The following is a 4474-nucleotide window of genomic DNA, read 5'->3' as shown; positions in this document are numbered from 1 at the left end:
TCCCCGCGACGGGCGTGGGCCCCAGCACGGACGCAAGCCCCGCCGAGGGCACCGCCCGCGCGACGGGCACCGCCCGCGCGACGGGCGCCGCCCGCGCGACGGGCACCGCCCCCGCCACCGGCACCGCCCCCGCCGCGGGCGCGGCGTCTGCCATGGGCATCGCCCCGGCCGGGACGGCAGCCGTGCCGCGGGGTTCGGCGGCTGTTCCGGTCGGGGACCCGGCCCGGGGGGGCGCCGCCGCCCAGGGGCCGGCGCCCCGCGATGTCCGTACCGCCCCGAACGGCCCGGACGCCCGCCCCGGCGGAGGCGCAAACACGCCACCCGACGCCCCGAAAGGCCCCGCCCCCGCCCCCGGTGCCCCCGCAGGCGCCGGCACCCCACCACCCCCCATGTCCGTACCCGGCGACCTGGACCACGCCGCGTGGGGGCCCGGGGGCGACGCGCTGCCACTGTTCCCGTTGCAGCCGCCCCGCAGCGGGCGGGAGTTGCTGGCCGATCACGTGACCGCCATGGTGTGCTGCGCCGCCGTCGACACCGCCGGCGCCGCCCCCGGGCTGGACTGGCTCGACGGGCCGACCCTCCTCGTGGGCGGCAAGCGGCACCCGGACCTCGCCGCCCGCGTCATGACGCTCATAGAGGATGCCGACCCCGAGCCGCTCCGCTCCTGGCTGGCGACCGTCGGCGTACGTCCCGAGAAGCCCGTCCGTCTCGTCTGACCGACGCGCGGGACACGGAGCCGACGCGCGACCGGCGCGCCACGAACGGAATGCCACGTTCCGTTCTCGCCAATTAACGACGAACGGTGACGGAGTGCGTGCGTTATGTGATGTGCTGGGATCGGCACTGACAGTCGCGGGGGAGTCGAGGGAGGGGCGCACATGGGGGCGGAACAGATTCGGCGGTGGGAATCGGGAGCCCTCGCCCATGCCGTGACGGACCCGTTCGGCCAGGGCCCGCTGCCGTGGCTGCGCGGCAGCGAGCAGTACTTCGGCGACACCGGCCAGGTCGTCCCCTGGTACGCCGACCCCGCCCTCGCGCGCGGCGGCCACGGCGGGCCGCGCTCCGCCGACGACGTACGCCGCCAGATCAAGGGCTTCTCCTCCACCGGCGCGGTCGCCCCCGGCGAGGCGATCGACTTCCACATCACCGTGGACCCACCCCAGCAGTTCTCGGTCGACATCTATCGGATCGGTCACTACGCGGGCGACGGTGCCGCCAAGATCACCACCAGCCCGCGCCTGGCCGGCATCGTCCAGCCACCCCCGCTCACCGCCGACCGGACCGTCTCCTGCCACCACTGGTGGCTCTCCTGGCGGCTCCAGGTCCCCTCCTACTGGTCGATCGGCGCGTACGTGGCCGTCCTGACCACCGCCGACGGCTACCGCTCCCACATCCCCTTCACCGTCCGCGACAGCCATCCCGCCGACCTGCTCCTGCTGCTCCCGGACGTCACCTGGCAGGCCTACAACCTCTACCCGGAGGACGGCCGCACCGGCGCCAGCCTCTACCACGCCTGGGACGAGGACGGCCGCCTCCTCGGCGAGGAGGACGCGGCGACGACCGTCTCCTTCGACCGCCCGTACGCCGGGGCCGGGCTGCCGCTCCACGTCGGGCACGCCTACGACTTCATCCGCTGGGCCGAGCGGTACGGCTACGACCTCGCGTACGCCGACGCCCGCGACCTGCACGCCGGCCGCATCGACCCGACCCGCTACCGGGGCCTGGTCTTCCCCGGCCACGACGAGTACTGGTCCGCCCCCATGCGCCGTACCGTCGAGCAGGCCCGCGATCAGGGCACCTCGCTGGTGTTCCTCTCCGCCAACACCATGTACTGGCAGGTCGAGCTGGCGCCCTCCCCCTCCGGCGTCCCCGACCGCCTCCTCACCTGCCGAAAACGCCGGGGCCCGGGCAAACCGGCCCTGTGGCGCGAGATCGACCGCCCCGAGCAGCAGCTGCTCGGCATCCAGTACGCGGGCCGGGTCCCCGAGCCGCACCCGATGGTCGTCCGCAACGCCGAGCACTGGCTCTGGGACGCCACCGGCGCCGGCGAGGGCGACGAACTGCCCGGCCTGGTCGCCGGCGAGGCCGACCGGTACTTCCCGCGCACCGCCCTCCCCGAGCACCGGCGCCGCATCCTGCTCGCCCACTCCCCCTACCGGGACGGCGAGAACAACGTGCGCCACCAGGAGACCTCCCTCTACCGCGCGCCCTCCGGCGCCCTGGTGTTCGCCTCGGGCACCTTCGCCTGGTCGCCCGCCCTGGACCGGCCGGGTCATGTCGACCTCCGTATCCAGCGCGCCACAGCCAACCTCCTGGACCGCATCTGCAAACGGGACTAGAACGCACCTGGTGAGAGTCTCGCTCCGGCACCGGCGCCGACACCCACGCGAGCCTCGTCCCGAAGATCCTTCCCGACCATCCCGTGCGATCCGCGAGACCCCTGGCCAAAGCCCGGCCCCGCATGCGGGAGAATCGGAGCTGATTGGACAGAACCACGGGGAGGAACCGTGTCCGGATTCGTCGAAAAGCCCGAGCCGCTCCAGGTCCCGGGCCTGGTGCATCTGCACACCGGCAAGGTGCGCGACCTGTACCAGAACGAGGCGGGCGACCTCGTCATGGTCGCCAGTGACCGCATGTCCGCCTACGACTGGGTGCTGCCCACCGAGATCCCGGACAAGGGCCGTGTCCTCACGCAGCTCTCGCTCTGGTGGTTCGACCGGCTCGCCGATCTCATCCCCAACCACGTCATCTCCACCGAGCTGCCCGCCGGCGCCCCCGCCGACTGGGCGGGCCGCACCCTGATCTGCCGGTCGCTGCGCATGGTCCCGGTCGAGTGCGTGGCGCGCGGCTACCTCACCGGCTCCGGCCTCGCCGAGTACAAGGAGTCCCGTACGGTCTGCGGCCTCGCCCTCCCCGAAGGCCTCACCGACGGCTCCGAGCTCCCCGCGCCGATCTTCACGCCCGCCACCAAGGCGGCCGTCGGCGACCACGACGAGAACGTGTCGTACGAGGAGGTCGCCCGCCAGGTCGGCGCGGAGACCGCCGCCCAGCTGCGCCAGTCGACCCTCGCGATCTACTCCCGCGCTCGCGACATCGCCCGGGACCGGGGGATCATCCTCGCGGACACCAAGTTCGAGTTCGGGCACGACGGCGACGGCCTGGTCCTCGCCGACGAGGTGCTGACCCCGGACTCCTCCCGGTTCTGGCCGGCCGACACCTGGGAGCCGGGCCACGCCCAGCCCTCGTACGACAAGCAGTACGTACGCGACTGGCTGACCTCGCCGGCCTCCGGCTGGGACCGCACGAGCGAGCAGCCCCCGCCGCCCCTCCCGCAGCAGGTGGTGGAGGCGACCCGCGCGAAGTACCTGGAGGCGTACGAGCTGCTCACCGGCACCAGCTGGACCTGAGACACGACGAAGCCCCCCGGCCGACCGGCCGGGGGGCTTCCATCTGAGCGGACGACGAGGCTCGAACTCGCGACCTCAACCTTGGCAAGGTTGCGCTCTACCAACTGAGCTACGTCCGCATGCGCCGTAGCGCGAAACCACTATACCCAACCTCGCTCGCGGGCGAGCCGCGCCGCCGCATGACGGTTCTCGGCGCCCAGCTTCGAGGCGGCCGACGACAGGTAGTTCCGTACGGTCCCGGGCGACAGGGAGGCGCGCTGCGCGATCTCCGCGATCGGTGCCCCGTCCCCCGCCAGCTCCAGCACCTCCGCCTCCCGCGCGGTCAGCGGCGAGTCGCCGGCGGAGATCGCGTCGGCGGCCAACTCGGGGTCGACGTAACGGTTTCCGGCATGGACGGTACGGATGATCTCGGCGAGCCGCTGGGCGCTGACCGTCTTCGGTACGAAGCCCCGCACCCCCGCCGCGAGGGCCCGCTTCAGGTGCCCGGGACGGCCGTGACCGGTCACGATCATGGTCCGGCACCCGGGCAGCTCGGCCCGCAGCGATGTGGCGACCTTCACACCGTCGGCGCCCGGCATCTGCAGGTCCAGCACCGCGACGTCCGGCCGGTGCGCCCGCGCCATGGCGAGCGCCTCGGGCCCGGACGCCGCCTCGGCGACCACCACGAGATCGTCCTCCAGGCCGAGCAGGGCGGCCAGCGCCCCCCGTATCAGGTGCTCGTCATCGGCCAGCAGTACGCGTACGGGAGTGATCACCACGCCGCCTCCGCAACGGCCGCCCCGGCCGACCCCGTCCCCGACGCCCCGACCGGCACCCGCGCCGTCACCCGGAACCGCCCGCCGCTCACCCACCCGGCCTCCAGCGTCCCGTCCAGCGCCGCCAGCCGCTCCCGCAGCCCGGCCAGCCCCGACCCGGCACCCGCACCCGACCCCCCACCCGCCCCCGACCCAAAACCCCCACCAGCACCCGCCTCCGCCCCAACACCCGCACCGCCATCCACCCCGTCGTTCTCCACCACCAGCACCGCGCACCCCCCCTCCGCGCCCGCCGGCACGGACACCGTCACC

At 73.9% G+C, this 4474-nt stretch carries 3 protein-coding genes, 1 tRNA gene and 2 pseudogenes; 3 read left to right on the top strand and 3 right to left on the bottom strand.

Annotation, left to right across the window (positions count from 1 at the left end; all coding sequences use genetic code 11):
- The 3 genes and pseudogenes from BKD26_RS41905 to BKD26_RS38835 all read left to right on the top strand — a co-directional run.
- A pseudogene (locus tag BKD26_RS41905) lies at positions 1 to 716 on the top strand (hypothetical protein); the annotation flags it as partial.
- Between the two features lie 162 nt (positions 717 to 878).
- Positions 879 to 2339: a N,N-dimethylformamidase beta subunit family domain-containing protein gene (locus BKD26_RS38840; RefSeq protein ID WP_084907993.1), complete on the top strand. Its 1461-nt coding sequence runs from the start codon at positions 879 to 881 to the stop codon at positions 2337 to 2339.
- A gap of 168 nt (positions 2340 to 2507) precedes the next feature.
- Entirely contained in the window at positions 2508 to 3407 is a 900-nt protein-coding gene (locus BKD26_RS38835; protein WP_084907990.1) for a phosphoribosylaminoimidazolesuccinocarboxamide synthase, read from the top strand.
- 46 nt (positions 3408 to 3453) lie between these two features.
- Here BKD26_RS38835 and BKD26_RS38830 read toward each other — a convergent pair.
- From BKD26_RS38830 to BKD26_RS41900, 3 genes and pseudogenes are all read right to left on the bottom strand, one after another.
- Positions 3454 to 3526, bottom strand: a tRNA-Gly gene (locus BKD26_RS38830).
- Positions 3527 to 3547: 21 nt separating this feature from the next.
- Positions 3548 to 4159, bottom strand: coding sequence for a response regulator transcription factor (locus BKD26_RS38825; protein ID WP_084907996.1), 612 nt, complete (start codon positions 4157 to 4159; stop codon positions 3548 to 3550).
- A pseudogene (locus tag BKD26_RS41900) lies at positions 4159 to 4474 on the bottom strand (sensor histidine kinase); the annotation flags it as partial. The pseudogene BKD26_RS41900 and the gene BKD26_RS38825, both read right to left, overlap by 1 nt.

The organism is Streptomyces sp. CB03238, assembly GCF_002099185.1.
Lineage (GTDB): Bacteria > Actinomycetota > Actinomycetes > Streptomycetales > Streptomycetaceae > Streptomyces.
The sequence above is the reverse complement of the archived record's forward strand: the minus strand, read 5'-3'. Positions and strand labels throughout refer to the sequence as shown.